At 52.5% G+C, this 23066-nt stretch carries 22 protein-coding genes; 11 read left to right on the top strand and 11 right to left on the bottom strand.

The annotated features are described in order from the left end of the window. The first annotated feature begins 44 nt into the window (after positions 1-44). Positions 45-1736 (top strand): cation:proton antiporter, encoded by a 1692-nt coding sequence (locus tag Q8W22_RS05875; protein ID WP_305451803.1) that lies wholly within the window; start codon positions 45-47, stop codon positions 1734-1736. A 165-nt stretch (positions 1737-1901) separates the two neighbouring features. Here Q8W22_RS05875 and Q8W22_RS05870 read toward each other — a convergent pair whose 3' ends face one another. Further along, positions 1902-4628 carry a cation-transporting P-type ATPase gene (locus Q8W22_RS05870; protein ID WP_305451802.1) on the bottom strand — a complete coding sequence of 909 codons (2727 nt, stop codon included), beginning with the start codon at positions 4626-4628 and terminating at the stop codon, positions 1902-1904. Between the two features lie 232 nt (positions 4629-4860). Between Q8W22_RS05870 and Q8W22_RS05865 the strand changes: the two genes are divergently transcribed. After that, the gene (locus Q8W22_RS05865) at positions 4861-6102 is read left to right on the top strand and encodes a site-specific integrase (protein ID WP_305451801.1); all 1242 of its coding nucleotides are present in this window, start codon (positions 4861-4863) and stop codon (positions 6100-6102) included. 15 nt (positions 6103-6117) lie between these two features. Here the strand turns inward: Q8W22_RS05865 and phbB are convergent, their stop codons facing one another. Beyond that, complete coding sequence (phbB, locus tag Q8W22_RS05860; protein ID WP_303431592.1) at positions 6118-6864, bottom strand: acetoacetyl-CoA reductase; 747 nt, start codon at positions 6862-6864, stop codon at positions 6118-6120. Between the two features lie 232 nt (positions 6865-7096). On the opposite strand from phbB, the gene thiI reads away from it, so the two are divergent. After that, on the top strand, positions 7097-8575 hold the full coding sequence (thiI, locus tag Q8W22_RS05855; protein WP_305451800.1) for a tRNA uracil 4-sulfurtransferase ThiI: 1479 nt from the start codon (positions 7097-7099) through the stop codon (positions 8573-8575). Positions 8576-8656: 81 nt separating this feature from the next. On the opposite strand, the gene sthA is transcribed toward thiI, so the two are convergent. The 3 genes from sthA to Q8W22_RS05840 form a co-directional block, all read right to left on the bottom strand. Beyond that, the gene (sthA, locus tag Q8W22_RS05850) at positions 8657-10048 is read right to left on the bottom strand and encodes a Si-specific NAD(P)(+) transhydrogenase (RefSeq protein ID WP_303431590.1); all 1392 of its coding nucleotides are present in this window, start codon (positions 10046-10048) and stop codon (positions 8657-8659) included. Positions 10049-10126: 78 nt separating this feature from the next. Then, positions 10127-10360 carry a (Na+)-NQR maturation NqrM gene (nqrM, locus tag Q8W22_RS05845; RefSeq protein ID WP_305451799.1) on the bottom strand — a complete coding sequence of 78 codons (234 nt, stop codon included), beginning with the start codon at positions 10358-10360 and terminating at the stop codon, positions 10127-10129. A gap of 13 nt (positions 10361-10373) precedes the next feature. Further along, positions 10374-11399 carry an FAD:protein FMN transferase gene (locus tag Q8W22_RS05840; RefSeq protein ID WP_305451798.1) on the bottom strand — a complete coding sequence of 342 codons (1026 nt, stop codon included), beginning with the start codon at positions 11397-11399 and terminating at the stop codon, positions 10374-10376. 89 nt (positions 11400-11488) lie between these two features. Between Q8W22_RS05840 and Q8W22_RS05835 the strand changes: the two genes are divergently transcribed. Together Q8W22_RS05835 and Q8W22_RS05830 are read left to right on the top strand one after the other, a co-directional pair. Then, entirely contained in the window at positions 11489-12583 is a 1095-nt protein-coding gene (locus Q8W22_RS05835; protein WP_305451797.1) for an endonuclease/exonuclease/phosphatase family protein, read from the top strand. Positions 12584-12678: 95 nt separating this feature from the next. After that, entirely contained in the window at positions 12679-13023 is a 345-nt protein-coding gene (locus Q8W22_RS05830) for a metalloregulator ArsR/SmtB family transcription factor (RefSeq protein WP_303431586.1), read from the top strand. Between the two features lie 56 nt (positions 13024-13079). Here the strand turns inward: Q8W22_RS05830 and Q8W22_RS05825 are convergent, their stop codons facing one another. After that, positions 13080-14024, bottom strand: coding sequence for a DUF4062 domain-containing protein (locus tag Q8W22_RS05825; protein WP_305413305.1), 945 nt, complete (start codon positions 14022-14024; stop codon positions 13080-13082). 76 nt (positions 14025-14100) lie between these two features. Further along, positions 14101-15039, bottom strand: a complete 939-nt coding sequence (locus tag Q8W22_RS05820) for an AEC family transporter (protein ID WP_303431584.1) — start codon at positions 15037-15039, stop codon at positions 14101-14103. A 140-nt stretch (positions 15040-15179) separates the two neighbouring features. On the opposite strand from Q8W22_RS05820, the gene Q8W22_RS05815 reads away from it, so the two are divergent. The 6 genes from Q8W22_RS05815 to Q8W22_RS05790 all read left to right on the top strand — a co-directional run bounded on the left by Q8W22_RS05815 (position 15180) and on the right by Q8W22_RS05790 (position 20607). Then, on the top strand, positions 15180-15524 hold the full coding sequence (locus Q8W22_RS05815) for a hypothetical protein (protein WP_305451796.1): 345 nt from the start codon (positions 15180-15182) through the stop codon (positions 15522-15524). Further along, the gene (locus Q8W22_RS05810; protein WP_305451795.1) at positions 15524-16627 is read left to right on the top strand and encodes a methyltransferase; all 1104 of its coding nucleotides are present in this window, start codon (positions 15524-15526) and stop codon (positions 16625-16627) included. The genes Q8W22_RS05815 and Q8W22_RS05810 overlap by 1 nt, the downstream gene beginning before the upstream one ends. 20 nt (positions 16628-16647) lie before the next feature. Then, complete coding sequence (locus Q8W22_RS05805) at positions 16648-17169, top strand: hypothetical protein (RefSeq protein WP_303431581.1); 522 nt, start codon at positions 16648-16650, stop codon at positions 17167-17169. Between the two features lie 94 nt (positions 17170-17263). Continuing rightward, on the top strand, positions 17264-18643 hold the full coding sequence (yegQ, locus tag Q8W22_RS05800; RefSeq protein WP_305451856.1) for a tRNA 5-hydroxyuridine modification protein YegQ: 1380 nt from the start codon (positions 17264-17266) through the stop codon (positions 18641-18643). Between the two features lie 136 nt (positions 18644-18779). Further along, on the top strand, positions 18780-19979 hold the full coding sequence (locus Q8W22_RS05795; protein ID WP_305413312.1) for an ABC transporter substrate-binding protein: 1200 nt from the start codon (positions 18780-18782) through the stop codon (positions 19977-19979). Continuing rightward, positions 19972-20607, top strand: coding sequence for an RluA family pseudouridine synthase (locus tag Q8W22_RS05790; protein ID WP_303431579.1), 636 nt, complete (start codon positions 19972-19974; stop codon positions 20605-20607). The genes Q8W22_RS05795 and Q8W22_RS05790 overlap by 8 nt, the downstream gene beginning before the upstream one ends. Here the strand turns inward: Q8W22_RS05790 and Q8W22_RS05785 are convergent, their stop codons facing one another. The 4 genes from Q8W22_RS05785 to Q8W22_RS05770 form a co-directional block, all read right to left on the bottom strand. Then, a complete protein-coding gene (locus Q8W22_RS05785) occupies positions 20608-21327 on the bottom strand; it encodes a DUF1461 domain-containing protein (protein ID WP_305413315.1) in 720 nt (239 codons plus the stop codon). It abuts the gene before it with no gap. After that, positions 21324-22157, bottom strand: coding sequence for an alpha/beta fold hydrolase (locus Q8W22_RS05780; RefSeq protein WP_305413317.1), 834 nt, complete (start codon positions 22155-22157; stop codon positions 21324-21326). Before Q8W22_RS05780 ends, Q8W22_RS05785 begins: the two co-directional genes overlap by 4 nt. A gap of 74 nt (positions 22158-22231) precedes the next feature. Further along, positions 22232-22696, bottom strand: coding sequence for a phosphohistidine phosphatase SixA (gene sixA / locus Q8W22_RS05775; protein WP_303431575.1), 465 nt, complete (start codon positions 22694-22696; stop codon positions 22232-22234). Between the two features lie 19 nt (positions 22697-22715). After that, entirely contained in the window at positions 22716-23066 is a 351-nt protein-coding gene (locus tag Q8W22_RS05770; RefSeq protein ID WP_305451794.1) for a DUF4389 domain-containing protein, read from the bottom strand.

Genomic DNA, 23066 nt, shown 5'->3' with positions numbered 1-23066 from the left:
CCAAAGCAGGCGCAGACAACAAACAAGACACAGGAGTCAGAAATATGGATGTTTTTGCGATCATCGCTCGATCATCTTTTACAGAGATTGCAGCGCTGCTTGTACTGGCTGCGCTGATGGGGTTCGTTGGCCTGTTAATGAGGCAACCGCTGATTGTCAGTTTTATTGCCGTTGGTCTGGTAGCTGGGCCATCCGTACTGGATATTGTTCACTCCACCGCTCATATCACCCTGTTGTCCGAGCTTGGCATCGCGATCCTGTTGTTTCTCGTTGGCATCAAGCTGGATGTAAAACTGATCCGCTCCATTGGTGGTGTGTCGGTTATGACAGGGCTGGGCCAGGTCGCCTTTACCTCGATCATTGGGTATATCATTGGTTTGGCCATCGGGCTGGATCAAATCACCAGCCTCTATGTCGCCGTTGCCCTGACCTTCTCGTCCACAATCATTATTGTGAAATTGCTGTCAGATAAACGGGAAATCGACTCGCTACACGGCAAAATTGCACTGGGCTTCCTGATTGTTCAGGATCTGGTCGTGGTCCTCGCCATGATTGTACTGGCGACCATTGGCATCGGCGCCAATCATGATGGTGCCAGCACAACGTCCATCTGGAATGTCGCTATTTCAGGCACCGGACTGGTGTTACTGGTGGTGATATTTGTTCGCTATATCGCTAACCCCTTGACTGAGAAACTGGCCCAGGCTCCCGAATTGCTGGTGATCTATGCCATTGCTCAAGCAGCGTTATTCGCAGCGATTGGCGATCTGATCGGGCTGGGCATGGAGGTGGGCGGCCTATTGGCCGGGGTCGCTCTGGCCTCAACACCGTATAGGGAAAGCATTGCCGCGCGGCTTGCGCCATTACGTGATTTCTTACTGCTGTTTTTCTTTATTGCTCTGGGCTCCACTCTGGACCTGTCACTGCTCGGCTCTCATATTACCGGCGCTATTATATTCTCGCTGTTCGTCTTGATTGGTAATCCGCTGATTGTTCTGGTGATCATGGGAGCCATGGGCTATCGCAAAAGAACCGGGTTTCTGGCTGGCCTGACCGTTGCTCAGATCAGTGAGTTTTCTCTTATTTTTATTACCATGGGAATCAGCCTGGGACATGTGCAAGCGGATATCCTCGGGCTGGTCACACTTGTGGGGATCGTCACCATTGCAACCTCAACCTATATGATCACCTATTCTCACCAGCTTTACGCACTGTTCGAGCCAGTGATCGGGCTGTTTGAGCGCGCCGGTGCTCCCCGTGAGCAGCTGATAGAGCAACACACCAATGCCAAGCATGCGGTGATTATTTTTGGCTTGGGCCGGTTGGGAACAGCCATTGCAGTACGACTGCAGAATCAGGGAATCAAGGTGCTTGGGCTAGACTTCAACCCGACAGCCATCAAGCGCTGGAATCATTTAGGGCTGGATACCGAATACGGCGATGTGACCGATGCAGAATTTATAACCGAGCTGCCGCTCGGGCAAGCCCACTGGGTGGTATCAACGATTCCGCACCACCATGTCGGGGTTTCCTCCGAAGATACCCGTAAAACCATTATTCAATTAACCCGCGCCGCAGGGTTTGCAGGCAAGCTGGCTACGGTATCGCAAAGCAAGGCAGAAACAGAAGAGCTGAATATGCTGGGTGTTGATCTTGTTCTGGAGCCTTTCCAGGATGCCGCCGACCGCGCCTCTGAATTGTTACTCGAAGGGCTTGACCAGACACATCCCGGTTAATCCATCCGGGCTTCAAACGGTTGGCATATACGGTGCTGCATATGCCAACCACTAACCGTCAGTAACGGTAATCTTCCCTGCCTGCCTTCCCCGCCTATCAGCAATCAGCAATCGCCCCGGCTCGACGACAATACGCTGATGCCGCTGCCGGGTGATTCACAGCCGTCAGGACTCAGCGGCCGTTCTCATACGCCGAAGCGCAAGTCGAATCTGCTTTTCAACTTCAATAATAGTAAACAGCGCCACGCCGACTCCAAAGATCAGCACACATTCCAGCAGCGGAATCGCTTCGGTTTCAAAGATAGCTTGCAGTGGTGACCAGTACGTCATACTGAGTTGCGCCACCATAATAACCAGCACCACAGCCCAGACCACCCTGGTTCCTCGAACGGCCTTCCAGGTCAACGACGTGCTGTAGATGTTGCGAATAAAGAACAAATGGAAGATTTCCATCACCACCAGGGTATTCAGGGAAATGGTCCGGGCGAGTTCGACCGAATGACCCTGCCCGATGGCATAGTGATGGATACCAAAAACACCGCATAGAAACAGAAAGGAAACCAGCAAGACATGCCAGACCAGCTCGCCACCCAGCAACGGCTCATTGCGAGCACGTGGCGGTCGGCGCATGGTATTGTCTTCTGTTGGCTCAAAGGCCAAGGCAATACCAAGCGTAATCGCGGTAATCAAGTTAACCCATAATAATTGAATGGGGGTAACCGGCAGTGTCATTCCCCAGAGCAAGGCCACCACAATGGTCATCGCCTCCCCGGCGTTGGTGGGCAAGGTCCAGCTGATGACTTTTTTGAAGTTATCATAAACCGTACGCCCTTCGCGCACGGCCGAGACAATGGAGGCAAAGTTATCGTCCGCCAACACCAGCTCCGCAGCTTCCTTGGCCGCTTCGCTACCTTTTTGCCCCATCGCGATACCGGCGTCTGCACGTTTCAGTGCAGGCGCATCGTTTACTCCGTCACCCGTCATGGCCACGCGCATACCGATGGTTTGTAATGCCATTACCAAGCGTAATTTATGTTCCGGGCTTGTTCGGGCAAAAATATCGCAGTCCAGCACCTCCTGACTCAGAGCGGCATCATTCAAATCATCCAGATCTGCCCCTGTCAGTACCTTGTCTGCATTGTGCAAACCGATCTGTTTGGCGATGGCGGCGGCGGTTTTGGTGTGATCCCCGGTAATCATTTTCACCCGAATCCCCGCGCTGTGGCATTCCGCAATGGCGGTTATTGCTTCCGCGCGAGGCGGATCCATCATCCCGACCATACCCAACAAGGTCAGGGAGTCCGCTACATCATCATATTCCAGCACGGTATGCTCCGCGGTAACCGGCCTGACCGCCAAAGCCAGCACCCGCTGGCCAAGGGCGGCAATGGATTCGGCTTGTGCATTCCAGTAGCCCAGGTCCAGAGGTTCTGTTGCACCTTCGGTACAGCGTTGATTGGTACACATCGACAAGATTTGTTCGGGCGCACCTTTAACAAAAATAAACGCCTGATGCTCATGATCGTGATTCAGCGTCGCCATAAAGCGGTGGCGGGCATCAAAAGGGATAGCATCGGTACGCGTCCAGAGCGCCTGCTCCTGGGGAGGGTTCAGTTGCATCTTGCCAGCAAACGCCAGCAAGGCCCCTTCCATCGGGTCGCCTTCCACAATCCAGGCGGCATCATGCTCACGCAGGGCAGCATCGTTACAAAGCACAGAGGCCCGGGCGAGCTCTTCAAGCATGGTGTGCCTGGCAGGATGCACCTCATCAGCCCCCGACTTGAGCACGCCACTTGGCTCATAACCGTTGCCATCAAGAGAAAACAGGTGCTGATGCGTCAGTACCGAGGCCACCATCATCTCATTACGCGTCAGCGTGCCGGTCTTGTCGGTACAGATAACTGAAACAGATCCCAGTGTTTCGATGGCGGGCAAGCGCCGCACAATCGCATTACGCCGGGCCATGGCTTGAACCCCAATCGCCAGGGTAATGGTCAACACTGCGGGCAGCCCTGCCGGAATCGCCGCCACCGACAGCCCCACTACAGCCATAAACATATCGGTAAAATTGTAATGCGCCACAAAATGGCCAAATACAAGCAAGACAGTAGCCACCACCAGAATAAAAATAGTCAGCCATTTGGCAAAGACATCCATCTGGGCAACCAGTGGTGTGGTCAGAGTCTGAACCCCGGACAACAACCGACTGATGCGGCCTATTTCGGTGTCCGGGCCAGTGGCAACCACTACCCCTCTGCATTGGCCACTGGCGACCAGGGTGCCGGAAAACGCCATGCAAGCCCGGTCGCCCAATGATGCCTCTTCAGCCACCGCCTGGGTGTCTTTTTCCACCGGTACCGATTCACCGGTTAAAATGGCTTCCTGTATCGAGGCACCATGGGCGGTCAACAGGCGCAAATCCGCAGGTACTTTATCGCCGGCTTCCAGCAACACAATATCGCCCGGTACCAACTGCTCACCGTCAACCGTAATTCGCTCACCATTACGAATCACATTGGCACGAGGGGCCAGCATATGCCGAATGGCATCCATGGCCTGCTCGGCCTTGCCTTCCTGAATAAATTCAATAATGGCATTAACCACGACCACGGCCAGAATAACGCCAGTGTCGACCCAGTGGCCCAGCAGCGCAGTAATTACTGCAGAAGCAATCAGTACATAAATCAGAACATTGTGGAAATGCTGCAGAAAACGCAGCAACACATGACGCCGTGGTGCTTGCGGCAAGCGGTTAGGGCCATGAGCCGCCAAACGCGTAGTGGCATCTGTCGGGTTTAAACCGCTGGCAGAGGTTTTGAACGCCTCAAGCGCTGCCTCTGTTGTGGTGTTGTGCCATCGACTCGTAGGGGGGTTGTCTTCGGAATGCTGCATGCCTGCCTCCTTGCTACATAAAATTCGGTCTTACTCTATCCAACCACCCAATAGCGACACCAACCTATATCAATAAATAGTTGGAAAATCTGGGTTTTTGGTCATCGTATAATCAGTCCGTTTATTGTAAAGGCTGCTGCCCGGTACAGCGGCATGCTGACTACCCTGCGCCGTCAAGGGCTGCTATAAATACTCCCTGTATTTCCGATAATCCCAAAGGTGTTCATTTTCCATGTCCACGGCCCCTCCCATTGCTTTTATCGACAATCTGAATTACCTCAGCAGCCCATTAACAGATGCCCGCCAAGTCCTGTTACGCCAGCCATCCCTGAGAGAGATCGAAGGCAGCTTTGACGATCTGGTGCATTCTTTTGAATTCCTGGTCAGCTTTAATGGTTCAACCGCTACCTTTAACAGCTACCGCCGTGAGATCGAACGTCTGTTGCAATGGACGTTTACTGTGCGTCAATGCGCTCTTGGCGAGCTGCGGCGCGCCGACCTGGAAGACTACATCGGTTTTTGCCAGTCCCCGCCTGATTGCTGGATTGGCACCAGCCAGGTTGCACGTTTCAGCAAAACGCCTGAAGGGCGAATTCCCAACAGCAAATGGCGGCCGTTTGTGATTCAACCAGACAAGTCATCTTTGGCGGGAGCGCGCCCCGACGTCTTTGCACTATCGCAAAAAAGCCTGCAGTCGGTATTTGCGGTTTTATCCAGCTACTTTAATTATCTTATTCAGGAAGATTACCTCCAGACCAACCCCGTCGCTCTGATTCGGCAAAAAAGCAAATACCTGCAGCGTCACGCCTATGCCGAACCGATTCGCCGTATCTCCAACTTGCAGTGGGATTATATTCGGGAAACGGTCACCCAATTGGCAGACGACAACCCCCGGGAGCATGAACGCTCACTGTTTATCATGTTGTGCCTGTTTGGCATGTATCTGCGGATTTCCGAGCTGGTCGCCGATGAACGATCCACCCCGCTGATGGGTGATTTTCAATGTGATCAGGATGGTAACTGGTGGCTGCGGGTGGTCGGCAAAGGGAACAAGGCCCGTATGGTGACGGTATCCGATGATATGCTGGCGGCGCTGGTGCGTTATCGGGAACATCTCGGTTTGACGCGTTTGCCGCTACCTGGTGAGCAAACCGCCCTGATTCCCAAACTGAAAGGTCGGGGTCCGGTAACCAGCACTCGGCAAATTCGTTATCTGGTGCAATTCTGTTTTGATACGGCGCTGGAGCGAATGACTCAGGAAGGATTGGCTGATGAAGCCCAGGAGTTACGTGTTGCCACCGTACACTGGTTAAGGCATACCGGCATATCGGAAGATGTTCGCACTCGACCGAAAGAACACGTCAAGGAAGACGCAGGCCACGCCAGCATGGCAACTACCGACCGTTATATTAATACACAAATGCGCGAGCGCCATGCCAGCGCCCGCAACAAAAAACTGAAGCCCGGGTATTAACCCGGGCACTGCCCATCAGGACATATGCTGACCACCGTTGGCGGAGATATTACTGCCCGTTACAAACGCGGACGCATCTCCGGCAAGGAAGCTGATAACGTTGGCGATTTCTTCTGGCTGACCAAAACGACCAACCGGAATACCTTTCAGAATCTGGTTACGGATTTCTTCCGGTACATCCATGATCATGCTGGTGGCAATATAACCAGGAGATACCGTATTCACGGTAATGCCCTTGGAAGCCACTTCCTGGGCAACGGCTTTGGTAAAACCATGCATACCGGCTTTTGCTGCTGAATAGTTGGCTTGCCCGAACTGGCCTTTCTCTGCATTAACAGAAGAAATATTAATAATCCGGCCCCATTTCTTTTCCAGCATCTCGTTGATCACCAGACGCGTCATATAAAAAACAGATGACAGGTTGGTGTTGATCACGTCATGCCACATTTCCGGGGTCATTTTTTTCAATGTGGCATCACGAGTAATTCCGCCGTTGTTGACCAGAACATCAACTGAGCCAAATTCTTCGCGAATCTTGTTGATACAGGCTTCGCAAGATTCCCAGCTGGTAATGTTGCCAAAACCAAGGGCAATATCATAACCCTCGCTTTTCAGCTTTTCTTGCCAGGCCTGGGCTTTCTCATGCGACCCTCCCGAATAGTATCCGGCGACCACCTGATAGCCATCATCATGCAGTCGCTTACAGATGGCAGTTCCTATTCCGCCAGTTCCACCGGTAACCAATGCAATACGTTTTGTCATCCTTCCACTCCTTTTGCGTTTCGGTTTACTGTTTTTCCAGCTGCTGTTGTCAGCGGCATTCCATCTTACAACTCGTCAGTGACCAGACTATTGCATCTCATCAATACTGTCTTCTAGCACCGATTCAAACGTTAACTCTGACACGTTTAGATACACCTTACATGCGTTCGGATGAATGAGACATTGAGCTGAGTTATACTTCCTGCCCTTTTTCTGCCAGTCATCGTCTTCCATGAAGTTTGTCGTCAAGTTCTTCCCTGAGATTACTATTAAATCCAAGTCAGTGCGCAAGCAAATGACAAAAATTTTGCGCGCCAACCTACGCACTCTGACGCGCAAACAAAACATTTCGGCCGATGTCCAGGACCGCTGGGATAGCCTGGTCATCGAGGTCAATCTGTCAGCCACAGAAGACATCGCCATGACGCACCGCCATATGGTGCAGATCCTGTCTCACACTCCCGGCATCGGTTATGCGCTGGAAATTGACGAACACCCGTTCGAATCACTGGACCAGGCCTATCAGCTGGTACGTGAAGCCAATCGTGATGTATTGGAAGGAAAAACCTTTTGCGTCCGCGTCAAACGGGCCGGTAATCACGACTTCACATCCCATGACGCTGAGATTTATATGGGCGGCGGTTTACTGAAGGAAACCGGTGCCATTGGTGTTTCGCTGAAAAACCCGGATGTTGTCGTACATGCCGAGCTGCGCAATGACAAGGTACAGGTCGTCAAGCGCCGTATCCCTGGCCTGGGGGGCTTTCCTCTCGGTAGCCAGGGGGATGTACTGTCATTGATCTCTGGTGGCTTTGACTCCACCGTCGCCAGCTATCTGCTCACCCGGCGCGGCCTGAAAACCCACTTCTGTTTTTTTAATCTTGGTGGCAGCGCCCACGAGATCGGCGTCAAGCAAGTGGCCCATTACCTCTGGTCTTGTTATGGCGAAAGCCACCGGGTGAAATTTGTCACTATTCCTTTTGAAGAGGTAGTCGCTGAAATTCTGACCAAGGTCGATAACGGTCATATGGGGGTAGTGCTCAAGCGTATGATGATGCGGGCCGCCTCACAGGTGGCAGACAATCTGAAACTGCACGCCCTGGCTACCGGAGAAGCCGTCGCCCAGGTATCCAGCCAAACCATCTCCAATCTGGCCATTATTGACCGTGCTGCCGAACATATGGTTTTAAGGCCGCTGGCGGCGATGGACAAGCAGGATATTATTACCATTGCCCGTCGTATCGGAACGGAAACCTTTGCAGCCAATATGCCGGAATATTGTGGCGTCATCTCGGTCAATCCACTGACCCATGGCGAGCGCAGCAAAACGGAAGCAGCCGAACAGGCCTTTGACTTTACGGTACTGGAGCGGGCCTTGCAGCGTTCAAGCTATCAACGTATCGATCGGGTGTTAGAGGAAACGGGCAGCGGCCTGGAGGATATTGCCTTGCTGACAACTCCCGCCCTGAGTGATGAAATTATTGATATTCGCCATCCTGACGAAGCGGCGGACGCGCCTCTGGAACTCGCCAACAACCCGGTCAGACATATTCCATTCTATGAACTGGAAAGCCGCTTGCGAGAGCTCGACACCAGTGGCCAGCAACGTTACCTGCTGTACTGCCACAAAGGCACCATGAGCAAAGTCCATGCTCACCACGTCAATCAGACACACCCGGGACTGTTCGGGGTATTCATGGAAAAACGCTGAGTGCGCCGACCTGATGATCAGGCAGCAGAGACAAATACACCGCCAGGAGGCGGTGTATTTACAAGCAAGGCCATCTTGTATTTACAGGCGATTCAAGCCATTTAATGCCGCAACACGATAGGCTTCTGCCATGGTTGGGTAGTTAAAGGTGGTGTTGATAAAATAGTTCATGGTATTGCCTTCACCTTTCTGGTTCATGATGGCCTGACCGATATGAACAATTTCCGCTGCCTGGTCACCAAAACAGTGAATACCCAGGATTTCCAGCGTTTGGCGATGGAACAGCAATTTCAGCATACCCACCCCTTCGGCCGTAATCTGCGCCCGGGCGATGTTCTTGAAGAACGCCTGCCCCACTTCGTAAGGGATTTTTTCCTCGGTCAGCTGACGCTCGGTTTTACCGACCGAGCTGATCTCCGGAATGGTGTAGATACCGGTAGGCACAGAATCCACGTAGTGGAAGTCAGACGGGCAGGCAATAACCGATGCCGCTGCACGACCCTGGTCGTACGCTGCTGAGGCCAGCGCCGGCCAGCCAATCACATCACCAATGGCGTAGACGTTCTGTACCGCAGTGCGGTATTCCTTGTCGACTTCAATTTGCCCACGGGAATTGGCTTCCAGTCCCAGATTCTCCAGTCCCAGGTTTTTGGTGTTGCCACTTCGACCCGCAGCCCACAAGAAAGCATCAGCTTTGACCTTTTTACCAGACGCCATGATCATGGTGACAAAACGATCATTACTCTCAACGGAGTCAAACTGCTCGTTGTGCCGGATCAATGCCCCCTTGTCACGCAAGTGATAGCTCAATGCGTCGGAGATTTCATCATCAAGGAAATTCAATAACCGGTCGCCGGGGTGAATCAGATCCACCTTGACGCCAAGCCCGGAAAAGATCGAAGCATATTCACAACCAATCACACCGGCACCATAAATAATAATGGTCCGCGGCGTATGGCTCAGTGTCAGAATGGTGTCGGAGTCATAAATGCGCGGGTGATTAAAATCAATACTGCTTGGACGCCATGGGCTGGAACCGGTTGCTACCACAATCTGGTCGGCGTGCAGGCGTGTATTGCTGGTATCACCTTGATATACATCTACCGTATTGGCATCTGCAAAACGGGCTTTGCCTGTGTATACGTTAATACGGTTGCGACCGTAAAACTCGGTACGCAACTTGACCTGCTTGCCAATGACTTTTTCGGCACTTTTTAATACCTGTGGAAATGAGAACCAGCGTGGCTCACCAATCTCCCGGAACATATTATTGGTATTAAACTGAATAATCTGTTTGACGGCGTGACGTAATGCCTTGGAGGGAATGGTCCCCCAATGAGTACAGTTACCGCCGACCATCTTCTTGTCTTCAATGACGGCCACTTTCTTGCCGTGTTTGGCAGCATTCATTGCTGCCCCTTCTCCCGCAGGGCCGGCGCCAATAATGACTACATCATAGCGGTAATCTGCCATCTAACAGTGCTCCCATATCCAGTGAGTATTCAATTCCGATCTTGGCCATATTCTAGAGCAAATGGCCAGGTAAGGTTGTTAGCGCTTGGTCGCGTCGTAAAACTCGGCGCCGACTGATTTGGCGGCGGCAATCTTGCTTTCTTTCTCGCATTTTTTCTTGTCACCGCCGCACACATCGCAGGCAGATTCCATGCCGATCGCTGCCATACCACCGCATGAACCGGAAATAGGTTTGCGTCCCATCAGCACACCAACAGCCATGGCAGCCACAATCAATAACATGACCGCAAAGGCCACAATCATCATAGTCATAAGATTATCCTCGTTATTCGTTTCCCTGCATCAGACCAGGAAAACGACGTAAAAATTCATCAGAAGCCAACTCGGTAAAGCCGTCTCCAGTACGTACAATGGCATACATCGTCAACTGATAACGGTTGGCCAGTAAAACAGCCTGTTCAGGGCCAGCAACGGTCAAGGCCGTTGCCCAGGCATCTGCCAGGGCGCAGCTGGGATTCAGAATGGTCACTGACGCCAGCTGGTGAGTAATCGGATAGCCGGTGTGCGGGTCAATAGTATGAGAATAACGCACCCCCTGCTCTTCAAAATAATTGCGGTAGTCACCGGAGGTTGCCAACGCCGAGTCACCGGGCTCCAGAACCAGCTGTACCTGATGCGTCATACTATCCAGTGCAGGCCGTTCTATGGCAACCCGCCAACCACTGCCATCCGGCTTGCTACCACGCGCTCTCAGCTCACCGCCAATTTCCACCAGATAAGAGACCACCCCCTGCTGCTCCAACAAATAGCCAATCTGGTCAACTGCCCATCCCTTGGCAATGGCAGACAAATCGATATACAGCGGTTTGTCGGTTGACAGGGTCCGGTCATCAAGATGAATAGCGTCAGAGCCGATACCGGCAAGCAGGCCGTTGACCTCTTCTTCCGACAACTTCTGGTCGCGGTGTTTGCCCGGCCCAAAACCCCAAGCATTAACCAAAGAGCCAACGGTAACGTCAAACCGGCCTTCACTCTGGTTATAAATCATCAGTGCTTGTGCCAATACATCGGCCAACTCTTCAGACAAGGTGACATTATCCAGCGCCAGGGTTTGCCGGTTTAATTGCGACAACTCCGAGTCAGGATCATAGGTAGACATAATGCGATTGATATCCGCCAGGCGCTGATCGATCAGATGCTGGATCTGTTCGGCGCTGTCGTTCTGGCCGATCCAGCTGACGTGATATTGCGTGCCCATGGTCGGCCCTGCGACCTTGACGACTGAATCCGGCTGGCTACACCCGGCGGCGGTGAAAATTACCAAGAGAACAACAAACAAATGTTTTAACATGACACCCCCTGAAATGGCGGCGTCAGTATACAGTGAGTTAGCCCTGGATGCCCACCGCTGGCCTGCATTCTGACACGGAGTCCGGATCGATGAAAAAAACAATCTATAGCCTGGCAGGATTTGCTGCCCTTCTGGCACTGGGATTTGCTGCCTGGGTGTACAGCAGCACCTACCATCCCGCCGCACAAGAAACCGCAGAACTGTCTTGCCCCACCACAACCCCTGAGTACGATGCCCGCCAGGGACCTTTATCGGTCATGAGCTACAACGTGCAGTTTTTTGCGGGCAAACAGTATGTTTTCTATTTCGATATGCCAGACAACCAGGGGCCAGATACCCGACCATCAAGCCAGGACATAGCCACCACCATCAGCGGCATTGCTGCCTTACTGAAAGAAACTGCACCGGATATTGTTTTTTTGCAGGAAGTTCACGATGGTGCAGCCGCCACCGACCATGGCGATCAACTGGCCGAGTTGCTAAAGCAGTTACCAGCAAACCGTTATCCCTGTATTGCCAGTACCTATTACTGGAAAGCGGATTACATTCCACACCCCCAGATCATGGGCAGTGTTGGCATGAAACTGGTGACATTGTCGCGTTATAAACTCAGTGATGCTCTGCGCCACCGCCTGCCACAACCTCCGATGGATATCGTCTCCGCACAGTTTTACCTCAAGCGGGCCATTCTGGAAGCTCGACTGCCCACCGAGGGCGGTCCTGATTGGCAACTGTTTAACACCCACTTTGACGCTTTTGCCCAAGGCAGCGATACCATGGAGCAGCAGGTGGATATCGCCGCCAGCCTGATGCAAAAGCAAGACCGCCAGGACCGGCCGTTTATTCTGGGTGGTGATCTTAACTTGCTGATGCCAGGACAACTGGCTCAGCTGCAACCCAGCCAGCGTTATCTGTACCAGGAAAATACCGAGTTACGCCGACTGCTCCAGTGGCCATCCGTTCCTTCCGTAGAGAACATCCAGAGCGAAGCCGCCACATGGTTTACCCACTACCCGAATGACCCGGATGTCTCCGGCCCGGACAGAACGCTGGATTATCTGTTCTACAGCCAACAGTTATCCGCACACAATCCAGAGGTCATTAACACCCGGACGACACAAAATCTGTCAGACCATCTGCCAGTTTGGGCTGGTTTTTCTTACCCTAATAACAAAAAAGAATAAGCTGAAATGAAAAAATTCCATCATTCATATCTTTATGCCTATATTTGAATGCTGGAACATGACGTACACTCTCCAACAAGAAGGAGAGAATCACTATGCAAGAAATTTTATCTGAAGAAATGCTGGAACTGATCGCACAGCGATTTCGTTTATTATCCGACCCCATGCGCCTGAGAATTCTGCATCAGCTGCAACCGGGAGAAAAATCCGTAGGTCAACTGGTGACCGCAACAGGAGCCTCCCAGCCCAATGTGTCGAAGCACTTGTCGACACTGAGAACCCATGGCTTGGTCCGCCGTCGCCAGGAAGGCAATATGGCGTATTTCAGTATCGGCGCACCTTTCATTTTTGATTTGTGCGGCACTGTTTGCGACAGCATGAAAGAAGAGTGGGAGCAGCGTCAGTCGTTGCTGGATAATTCGTCCAGCACTCGCAGCTAGCCAGGAATCAACAAGGGACAGGGATAAAGAACCAATGCGCCAGACTGTTCTGGCGTTCAGGGAGCGCCGACAGTACGTACCGGCGTTTCTTCGCTGGCCACCCAATAATAACGACCGGACTTTTCCGTGCGACTTGCCTGACCAAGCCGTTCCCAGGTTTCCATAATGGAGCGGAATTGGGACTTGCTTACCCGAATATCATCAACTGCATGGGCATTGGGTCGACGTCCCAACAACTGTTTTCGAACGGTCTCGGCAATAAATGCTTCCAGACAGGCACGCAGCCGATCTTCGCTGATATTACCGACAAAAGAACTGCGCAGTGCCCGGTACAGCTGATCCAGACGGGCAGGCAACACCATTTCTTCACGTGATAGATTGCCCCCCTGATAGACCTTGGCCGACACCATCAGATTGATGGACTTGCGACTCATTTCCAGCCGCTCCCGTACCGAGAGTGCCGTGCTGGCCAGATCGGAAATGGAGGCATTACTGGCCGTCGCCAGGTCGGAACTTGCCGGATCGGACACCTGGTCACCCATTACATCAGCCCAGCGAACCCAACCGGAATCGGCATTCAGTTCAAGACTGCCAATGGCCGCCCGAACAAACGACAATAATTCATCCCGCAGATGCCACAATTTATAACTGACCTGCTGAGTCACCAACTGATAAAAACCCTTCAATCGCCCCTGCTCGACTGACAGTGAGCCGGCGACCGGAAGTTTTTTAAGGAATGCCAATACCGGTTTGCCTACCGTCCTGGCATGGACAAACTCTCTATGCAGATAACTGATACCGGTTGGTGCCATTGGGCCATAGTCATCCCCAACCAGAAGAATAAAAAAATCAGCCAGTTCAATCTGTCGACGCGCCAGATCCCAATCGTAACCCTCACCGTCTTCCCGACAGGAAAAACTGACATTGGTCATATCCATTCGGGCAAGCAAGCGCTCAATCTCGTAACGTTCCAGCTCAAGTCCCTGCTGATTAGATGCCAAGTAAACTAACTGGCGCTTCCCCTCTGGCATTTACACCACCGATCCCAAAATTGTCAAAAACAGCCTAAGAGCGTCACTATAGCAGCGACATTATCCGTAAAACATAGAAAATTCCGCCCATCGTCAACATAGAGCCCAAAGTGCTAACTGCAACCGCATTGGCGGTCAGCACATGATTTGCCCCCATTGCCTTGGCCATCACAAAAGCGGCTGCGGCTGTTGGGCACGCCATCATCAGGGCAACCACTCCAAGCTCGACACCACGAAAACCCATGGCAATCGCGGCGGACACAATCAAAATTGGCAAAATCACCAGCTTTAGCAAGGCCATTTGCAGCGTGGTAGAGTTGGCTTTTCTCAGCGCGCCGAAGTCCAGCGTACCACCAACGCTGATCAAGGCCAGCGGCAACGTCATCTGGCCGAGACTACTGGCCGCACTGTGCAGCGGTTTCGGCAGCTGCCAGCCAAACAGACTGAAAGGCAAAGCCAGTACAATGGCAATGATCAACGGATTTCTGGCGATCATCAACAACTGCCCAGACCAGTTAACACCTTGTCCCCGGGCCAACACCACAACGGACAACAGATTATACGCTGGCACACCGACCGCAAGCACCAGAGCGCCAATCTGCGTACCCTGGTCGCCAAAAGCATAAACCACCATCGAGATACCGATAATACCCAAGTTACCCCGAAATGCCCCTTGCACAAAGGCACTGACGTCATCTTCGTCGATGCCCGCAAACCTGGCCCATACAAAACTGAACAGGCAGCTACTCAAAATTGCCAGCGCCACAAACACTATCAGTTCAATATGAACACCGGAATCAAATCGTACTTTGGCAATGGCCAGAAACACCAATACCGGCAAGGTCAGGGTAAATACCAGCCGGGAGCTGACCGTCACAAAATGATCGTCGATCACCCGCCGCTGCCGCAGGAAAATACCGAGAACCACAAGAAGAAATACAGGAAGTATGATTTCTCCTGTAAAAACAAAGGATTGCCAATACATTTAAAAGGTAGTTCCCTATTTATGAACATGTGTTAAAGCCAACTGGCCGGACACAATAACGCGCCAGCACCAGATGTAAATACTGCGGCTCTTTGTTATTATTGGCTAATCGTTCACCACTCTTGTTGATGTAGCCAAACATGACCCGTCTGAAAAAAAACCGATCTCTCAAACGCATCCACAAGGTAAAAACCGGCAACACTGCCAAGCTCAAACGCGAAGCGGGTAATGACCGTCAAACCGGCAAACGAGTCAAAAACCGTGTTCCGTCGGTATTTGAAAAGTTTCTGGCCGACAACCCTGATGTCAAAGCGGCGCAGAACAAAGAACAACAAACAGACAAAGCAGCGGCCACCCCGAAAAAAACCGAGCGCAAGGTTGAAGCCAAAGAAGCACCACTCGCCGCCAGTCAACCCAAAACTGACGCCCCGGAACGCTCCTTGCTCGACCAACTGGAAGACAAAGATTTCAAAGATATTTATTGATGGCCTGGTGGCAAGCAACATCCTTGCAACTGGCGTGTTTTCCCGCCGTTCCGGAACAAATCGCCCGTCCCTGGGACAGCGCCGATGAATACCTGCTCGATCATCTGGATCGTGATGCTCCCACCCTGCTATTTAATGATCGCTACGGTGCTTTATCCTGCGCCCTGACTCAACCGGTCAGCTGGCTCGACAGCGCCTGCGCCCAACGAGCCAGCCGCGACAACCGCCAGCGTAACAGTCTTGAGCTGGCAGACGAGCACTGGATTCACGAGGCTTCACACCTGCAAAACAGCCAGGTACAACAAGTCGTTATCCGGCTACCCAAAAATTTTGAACAATTACGTTACTGGCTGCAGCTGTGTCATCAACACCTGGATCACAAAACACCCTTGTACCTGGCAGGCATGGCCAAACATATCCCGGTGCGCTGGTTAAACTGGCTGGAACAACACAGTGCCGAGTATCGGCAGATGCCGATCCAACGTAAAGCCCGGCTACTGCAAATCCGTCTCCCGGTCAGTGATCCCGGATTACGGACATGGCAAGGCTATACTGTCGGGCAGTTAAACATTCAAGCGTTGCCCGGCGTGTTTTCCCGCAGCAACCTGGATCCCGGCACCGCCTTTTTGTTACACACACTGGAAGATACAAGGCTTGCCCTGCCGACCTTTAGCGGCCGCCTTTGTGACCTCGGTTGTGGCAATGGAGTCCTGGGTTTGTGGCTCAAGCAGCGTCAGCCAGAACTGCAGCTGATCCAGACGGATGATTACCTGCCAGCCGTTATATCCGCTCAACATAACGCTGCCAACGCCGGGCTTGAGGTGTCGTGTTATCACGGCCATAGTCTCAATACCATTCGCGAGCCTCTGGACTGGGTCGTCTGTAATCCCCCTTTCCACGATGGCCACAAGCAGCTGAACAACATCGCCAACGACATGTTCCGTGATGCCGCCCGCCAATTACAGCCCGATGGCAATTTACTGGTCGTTGCCAACCGGCATTTGAATTACCCGCCCTTGCTCAAACGCCTGTTTAGCCAGGTACAGCGCATCAGCGCGGATCAACGCTTTGTTATCTTCTGGTGCCAGACACCCAAATGCTGACACCCACTACAGGATCTCCTATGAAACCTGCACACGCCGCTGGCCGTAGCGCCTATTGCCTGATGCTGGCACGTATCAATTTGCCCCATTTGCAGATGTGGCAAGACGATCAACAACTGGATATAACTCCATTCACCAAGTTGCTCAGCAAACAAACCGCCTTCCTCAAGGGAGAACTGACTTCCCGAGCCAATCTGGAACGGTTTTTTGCCCAGTTCAGTGAATGGCGCTCCGGACTGACTGAATCCGACACCCTGGGATGGCAAATTGTCGACCTGTGCAATGCCGCCCTGTACGCCTCCAGCGAGTGCGTCTTTGACGACGCCTGCGACGACACCATCTTGCTGAATCAATACGTTGCCGATATCTACCAGCAGATGACGGAACTGGGCGCTGAAACATCGGAACTGAAACATTATTTTGCGTCGATCCAGCAGGAATTCCAGAGTCAATTCAATGAGGTGAAGCATATCCCTTTGCCGAAAGACTTTTTTGTCTGGCTATCCGATATGGATGTCAGTCTGTTCGGTGTGGCGGAATAACAGGAATACGGGCTGGATCAATGCGGCAATTTGAAACGGCGCTAGAATGACGCGTTTATTCCCATTATCCAACCCGGCACTCAGAACCAATATCATGATCATCCCCGAACTGCTTTCTCCCGCTGGCACACTCAAAAACATGGATTACGCCTTTGCCTATGGTGCCGATGCGGTTTACGCCGGCCAGCCTCGTTACAGTTTGCGTGTTCGTAATAACGATTTCACCCTGGATAACCTGAACCAAGGTATCAGCCGGGCGCACCAGCTGGGCAAAAAATTCTACGTCGCCAGCAATATTGCCCCTCACAACAGCAAGGTTGATAGCTACATGAGGGACATTGAGCCCGTCATCGCGATGCAACCCGATGCACTGATCATGTCTGATCCGGGCCTGATCATGCTGGTCAAGGATCGCTGGCCAGATACCGTCATCCACTTGTCGGTACAAGCCAACGTGGTGAACTACGCCGCGGTGGAGTTCTGGCGGCGCCAAGGCGTCAGTCGCATTATCCTGTCCCGCGAGCTGTCGTTAGCCGAGATTGCCGAAATTCGCCAGCGCTGCCCGGAAATGGAAATTGAGGTGTTTGTCCATGGTGCGTTATGTATTGCCTACTCTGGCCGCTGCCTGCTATCCGGTTACATGAACCATCGCGACCCGAATCAGGGCACCTGCACCAACGCCTGCCGCTGGAAATATGACGCCCACGAAGCCAGGGAAACCGACTCCGGTGACGTTATTCCCGCAGGTGTGGAAGAATTTGATCCAGCCGGGCCAGTTTTTAACCCCGGGCAGCAACCCGAACCACCAACACTCGGTAGTGGCAGCACCACCGATCAGATTTTCCTGCTACAGGAAGCCGGCCGCAGCAACGAATACATGCCTGCCTTCGAAGATGAGCACGGCACCTACATCATGAACTCACGGGATTTGCGCGCCATCCAGCACATCGAAAAGTTGGTTGAGCTGGGAGTGCACTCGCTCAAGATCGAGGGCCGAACCAAATCCCACTATTACGTTGCCCGTACGGCCCAGACCTACCGTCAGGCCATTGATGACGCCGTGAGCGGCAAAACATTCAACCCAGCCCTGATGGATACCCTCGAAAACATGTCCAACCGCGGATATACCGAAGGGTTCTTCCGCCGCCATGTACATGATGAATACCAGAACTATGAACGCGGCACCTCGACCAGTACCCGCCAGCAGTTTGTAGGGGAAAGCATGGGGACAACCGCAGACGGCCTGCTGCGTATAGACGTGCGTAATCGCTTCGAGGTCGGTGACCAGCTGGAATTGATGACCCCGCAAGGAAATATTTCGTTTATGCTCGAACATATCCAGGATCGCAAGGGCATCATCCGCAACGATGCACCAGGCTCCGGCTTTGTTGTTGAGATTCGTATTCCGGCTAACGTCGTCACACCCGCTGCAAAAAACGTTATGCTGGTGCGGAACTTGCCAGATATTTGCTGATAAACCAGACTGAACCTTCCAACCTACAGGATTTTCCATGTTGATTCGTTGCTATCTGACTCCGCTTATCTTGCTGATATCCCTTTCTTTTTTCACCACCAGGGCAGCTGCTGATACGGACAACACCCCGGAGAGCATGGTCAAATCTGCCGTTGGCCTTGTCACCGAACATCTGATGGCCGACAAAACCTGGATAAACAATCACCCCGGCTATCTGAACCGGTTGTTATCGACCAATATCATGCCCTTGATCGATACCCGGCAAATGGGTAAAAAGGTTCTTGGCAAATACTGGCGACGAGCTTCGAGCGATCAACAGATCCTGTTTCTGGAAGCCTTCCAGCGTAAATTACTGACCACCTACGCCGGTGCCTTCCGGGCATATGACGGCCAGCCTGTCCATTTTCTCGACACGCGTTACCGAGGCAACAATCAGGCGCTGGTTGCCAGCCAGATCGAACTGGCCGGACAACCGCCACTGGCGGTCGACTACCGTCTTTATCACAGCGGCCAATGGCGAGTTGATGATGTCATTATTGCCGGCATGAGCCTGGTCAAAAGCTTCCGCGACCAGGTCCAGGCGATGATTCAGAAGCATGGATTCAGTCAGGCCATGGTTAAACTGAGCAGAGAGTACCCAGACAATCGTCCGGTCATCAAACTGGGCTCCGACAGTTGGGCACCCTACGCCGGCAAACAACTGCCAGCGGATGGAATCGCGACGGACCTGGTCACTACCGCCCTGAGTAACCTCGGGTATCTTGTCAATGTTGAATTCATGCCCTGGATGCGTGTTATGGAATCCATCAAAAGCGGTGAGATCCAAGGCGTCTTATCCACCTGGGAAGGCCAGCACGACGACCAGTGGTTATTGTCAGAGGCTTATCTGCACGGCCGGTTACGCTTCGTCAAACCCAAAGACAGTGATTTTCAGTATGTCGACCAAGCCCAGCTCAAGGCCACAGATCTCAAGCTGGGGGTCTATTCAGAAATCAACTACGGCCCATGGCTGAACAATCTCGATAGTTATTTCCAGGTCGAGGGCCGGGATTACTGCTCGCAATTATTTCGTGATGTGGCCAATAACAACCTCGACCTGGCGCTGGTGGATGAATGGGTTGCCACCTCCGAACTGAGCAATAGCCCCACCATTGCCGAACACCTGGTACTGGCTCCTGGTGATGTCGCCAAAACCAGCATTCATCTGGCCATTAACCGTCAACTCAGCAACGCTCCCGTTCTTGTGCAAGGCTTCAATCAGATGCTGCAACAGATGAAACAAGACGGCAGTTATCAGCAGATACTGGAAAATCACCAATACCCCTATCATGATTAAACAACGAATCCTTTACCAAGACAGCGAAATTGTCATTCTCAACAAACCCGGTGGATTGCTCAGTGTTCCCGGGCTATACGACAAAGACTCTGCCTTTGGTCGACTGCAAGACCTGCTGGGTGAATTACACATTGTGCATCGACTGGATCGCGACACCTCCGGCATTATTGTTTACGCCCGTAACAAACCGGCACTGACCTGCATTCAGCAACAGTTTGAAAAGCAGACAACCCGCAAGGTATACGAAGCCCTGGTAACAGGAGAGCCCAAAGGTAATGGCGGCTGTATTAATCTGCCGATCATTGTTGACTGGCCCAACCGCCCACTGCAGAAAATCAGCCATACCGACGGTCGTTATGCCCTGACCCGCTGGCGCAAGCTGGAGGTCGACACCGATGCCGCAGGCCAGCGGATGACTCGGGTGGAAATGTACCCCAAAACAGGGCGATCACATCAGTTACGCCTGCATATGCAGCAGATTGGCCACCCTATCATTGGTGATCCGTTCTACAGTGCAGACTATTCAGAACAAAAAACACCTACCATGCATCTGCATGCCAGAGAATTATCCTTCCGCCATCCGACCACGGATGAGCGTATGGATATTCTCTCGCCAGCACCGTTCTGATCAGCCCTTGCCCCCTGTCTGGTGTTGCTGCCAACGAATTAGCAGCACCAGATAAAAACCGAACAGCAGCAAGCCCCCGGCGGTAATTGTGACGGCAATACCGCCAAACAAATCAGGCGCCTTCATTAACGTCGCCATCAGTGAATCCTGATAATAGAAAAACCAGGCATGATCCGGTGGGAAAATCATTTTGTGCAAATGGTAAAACACCTGTTTGGGACCAATCAGGAGCACCGACACCAGCGTCAACCCCAATAACCCACCCAGCAAAGCGCCTTGTACTCCCCAGCGTGGGCGCTGCCGCCGCAACCACCAGGTGCCACCAATTGCCACCAGAGCAAACACCCCGCTAGCCAGGCGCAAGACATCAATCAGATTGGCAACATCCTGCAGGTGAACCACCTCAGGCTTTCTCAATAACACCCGGGTCTTGCCACGATAAGCAAAGGTGATGGCTTGCAGCCCCTCGCCATGGTCATGTACCGCCTCACTGATGGCATTAAACAGGCGTACATGTTCTGCTTTATCCAGACTGTCCAGACCACGGATATAGCGGTTTTGCGGGCCATATCGTTCAATATGGTTATCAATATCATAAAACTCATACCAATAATCAAAACCATAATGGGCCGCCGCCTGCCCGAACCATGACAACGACAATGCCAATAACAACGCCGACACAAGCACAAAAAACCAGCCGACCTGTTGAATATATTTCACTTGGTACGCTCCCAGAAAGCATTTAGATATCGGGCCAGAATTACCGCCCCGGCGGATTCCAGATGTAAATGATGATGGCCATCCAGATCCAGGCGCTCAGCCATTGGCAAACACTCGAACCGCGCACAGAACATGGCCTCCGGGATCATGCCGTTACCAGCCCGAACTGCCAGTGCTGGCACAGACATGGCCCGCAAGAAATCCTCGACCATGGGTTCCGTCAAACGAAAAGCAGAAGGACGCCGTAAAGCCGGGTCAGTACGCCACCACCAACGCTGATCACGCTGCTCAAGATTACGCAAAATAACAGGGGCTATCGCTGTGGGAGTGACCGCCGGCGTCGCTTTTAACCGGGCAGCAATCGCTTGTTCCGGAGTTGAATAACCTGAAAAGAGAGAACGTACAGAGGTACTGGCATAACGGCGAAAGGTACTGACTGCCTGATCAGGAGACTGGACCAACGGACCAATAGCATCCAGCAAAACAATACTGGCGAAACGCTCCGGAAAAGCGCCCGCAGCCAGCGTCAGCGCAGCCGCCCCCATGGAATGACCGAGCCAATGAACGGATTGGGGGAGTTGATCAGCAACCCAGAGAATTGCTTCTGCTGGTGTCCAGATTGGATAGCCAGACGGCGACCAGGAAGACAGGCCATGGCCAGGCAAATCCAGAGCAATCAGATGGATCTCCGGCAGCTGATTCGCCAAAGCAGCAAAACTGAGCGCATTGTCCAGCCAGCCATGTACAGCGATAACCGTTAACCCACCCGGCTCACCCCATTCCAGGCCATCAATATGACCACCAGGATAATCAAACTGTATCGGTTTCAAACTTGAGCACCACTCACCTGTTGCGAGTGGGCATTATGACAACAGACTCAGACGAGTACAGCCCGTGCCACGACTCAGAGGCCGGAAAGTACCGGATACCAGACTGATTCAACGGACAAACAGCCGGGGCCAGCCACGTCACCAGACAGTAACCAGCACTCTGCCGGAGACCAGGGCTGATCAAAGACCTGCCCTTCCACCAGATAAGCCGCAAGGCGTCCAACCAGTGGCAAATGAGATACCAGAATGATATCCCGTTCTTGTGATAGCAACTCATCAACAACCGTATTGACGTCGGAGGAAGGCACCAAAAAAGCGTGCTCTTCCGTATCCAGCGGCAGGGATTCAGCAATCAGTGAGGCGGTTTGTTGTGTTCGATAATAGGGGCTGACCCATAATACCGGGTCATTCCATTCCTGTTCTGCCATCCACTCTCCGGCAGCCTGAGCCTGGAACCGACCTTTTTCAGTCAATTCCCTGTGCTGGTCATCCATACTGCCGATCACTGCAGAACCATGGCGAACTATACAGATTTTCACAAAACATCAGCCTTTCTGGTCAAGGCGTCTCTTTATTGCTGGCATCAGAACTGGCCGGTTCGACGACGGTATCTGGCTCGTCTTCGGGTACAACAACGACAGGCCACTCCCGGAAAGGAAAAGGTTTGTCGTCATTGCAGCCGGTCAGGTAATACACAACCTGCTGGTAGTAAATTCCCAGCGACTGGCAGAATTTGCCCAATTCTTTTTGAGGGCGGCCTGTCAGCAGGCGTGACACCCATTGCACCAATGTTGACAACAGCAACACCAGATCAAGCATTCTGATTACAAAAATAAAGATAACGGTATAAATTGTTCGAAGCCAAAAAGCATCTGAGGTGACATTGGTTTTAAAGTTGACGTCTGACAT

Origin of the sequence: Oceanobacter sp. 1_MG-2023, assembly GCF_030689025.1 — a bacterium.
In the GTDB taxonomy this organism is placed as follows: Bacteria; Pseudomonadota; Gammaproteobacteria; order Pseudomonadales; family Oceanobacteraceae; genus Oceanobacter.
The sequence above is the reverse complement of the archived record's forward strand: the minus strand, read 5'-3'. Positions and strand labels throughout refer to the sequence as shown.

What these genes read in the sequence shown, in the direction of transcription:
- Q8W22_RS05875 (WP_305451803.1), top strand. Translation starts at nt 45, where the DNA reads ATGGATGTTTTTGCGATCATCGCTCGATCATCTTTTACAGAGATTGCA.
- Q8W22_RS05870 (WP_305451802.1), bottom strand. Translation starts at nt 4,628, where the DNA reads ATGCAGCATTCCGAAGACAACCCCCCTACGAGTCGATGGCACAACACC.
- Q8W22_RS05865 (WP_305451801.1), top strand. Translation starts at nt 4,861, where the DNA reads ATGTCCACGGCCCCTCCCATTGCTTTTATCGACAATCTGAATTACCTC.
- phbB (WP_303431592.1), bottom strand. Translation starts at nt 6,864, where the DNA reads ATGACAAAACGTATTGCATTGGTTACCGGTGGAACTGGCGGAATAGGA.
- thiI (WP_305451800.1), top strand. Translation starts at nt 7,097, where the DNA reads ATGAAGTTTGTCGTCAAGTTCTTCCCTGAGATTACTATTAAATCCAAG.
- sthA (WP_303431590.1), bottom strand. Translation starts at nt 10,048, where the DNA reads ATGGCAGATTACCGCTATGATGTAGTCATTATTGGCGCCGGCCCTGCG.
- nqrM (WP_305451799.1), bottom strand. Translation starts at nt 10,360, where the DNA reads ATGACTATGATGATTGTGGCCTTTGCGGTCATGTTATTGATTGTGGCT.
- Q8W22_RS05840 (WP_305451798.1), bottom strand. Translation starts at nt 11,399, where the DNA reads ATGTTAAAACATTTGTTTGTTGTTCTCTTGGTAATTTTCACCGCCGCC.
- Q8W22_RS05835 (WP_305451797.1), top strand. Translation starts at nt 11,489, where the DNA reads ATGAAAAAAACAATCTATAGCCTGGCAGGATTTGCTGCCCTTCTGGCA.
- Q8W22_RS05830 (WP_303431586.1), top strand. Translation starts at nt 12,679, where the DNA reads ATGCAAGAAATTTTATCTGAAGAAATGCTGGAACTGATCGCACAGCGA.
- Q8W22_RS05820 (WP_303431584.1), bottom strand. Translation starts at nt 15,039, where the DNA reads ATGTATTGGCAATCCTTTGTTTTTACAGGAGAAATCATACTTCCTGTA.
- Q8W22_RS05815 (WP_305451796.1), top strand. Translation starts at nt 15,180, where the DNA reads ATGACCCGTCTGAAAAAAAACCGATCTCTCAAACGCATCCACAAGGTA.
- Q8W22_RS05810 (WP_305451795.1), top strand. Translation starts at nt 15,524, where the DNA reads ATGGCCTGGTGGCAAGCAACATCCTTGCAACTGGCGTGTTTTCCCGCC.
- Q8W22_RS05805 (WP_303431581.1), top strand. Translation starts at nt 16,648, where the DNA reads ATGAAACCTGCACACGCCGCTGGCCGTAGCGCCTATTGCCTGATGCTG.
- yegQ (WP_305451856.1), top strand. Translation starts at nt 17,264, where the DNA reads ATGATCATCCCCGAACTGCTTTCTCCCGCTGGCACACTCAAAAACATG.
- Q8W22_RS05795 (WP_305413312.1), top strand. Translation starts at nt 18,780, where the DNA reads ATGGTCAAATCTGCCGTTGGCCTTGTCACCGAACATCTGATGGCCGAC.
- Q8W22_RS05790 (WP_303431579.1), top strand. Translation starts at nt 19,972, where the DNA reads ATGATTAAACAACGAATCCTTTACCAAGACAGCGAAATTGTCATTCTC.
- Q8W22_RS05770 (WP_305451794.1), bottom strand. Translation starts at nt 23,066, where the DNA reads ATGTCAGACGTCAACTTTAAAACCAATGTCACCTCAGATGCTTTTTGG.